The 414-nt window shown below is 45.7% G+C and carries 1 tRNA gene and 1 rRNA gene; both read left to right on the plus strand.

Annotated elements, in window-relative coordinates:
- A 16S ribosomal RNA gene (locus CIK90_RS01195) occupies positions 1-104 on the plus strand; the annotation flags it as partial.
- Positions 105-209: 105 nt separating this feature from the next.
- Positions 210-283 (plus strand) — tRNA-Ala (locus CIK90_RS01200).
- Positions 284-414: the final 131 nt, after the last annotated feature.

Genomic DNA, 414 nt, shown 5'->3' on the forward strand with positions numbered 1-414 from the left:
CTGAAGTCCGTGACCGCAAGGGTCGGCCTAGGGTGAAACCGGTGATTGGGGCTAAGTCGTAACAAGGTAGCCGTACCGGAAGGTGCGGCTGGAACACCTCCTTTCTGGAGACGGATCTTAGATAATTGGGGTAGTTTCAAAAGAATGGGATGAAGCATTGGTTTGTTCAGACACTCCTTCGGCTTCTTGTACTAACAAAATCTGTTTTTGGGGGATTAGCTCAGTTGGCTAGAGCGTTTGCATGGCATGCAAGAGGTCATCGGTTCGACCCCGATATTCTCCACATATCCTTGAAATAGAGGAAAGAGATCTTTGACATATTGACACAAGCAAGACTGTAGATTAGATAATAAATCAGAAATCAACAGCTGAAAGTATGAGCACTTATGCATACGGCCGCCTATAGTTATAGGA

Source organism: Prevotella sp. P5-126 (genome assembly GCF_002251185.1).
Classification (GTDB): Bacteria; Bacteroidota; Bacteroidia; order Bacteroidales; family Bacteroidaceae; genus Prevotella.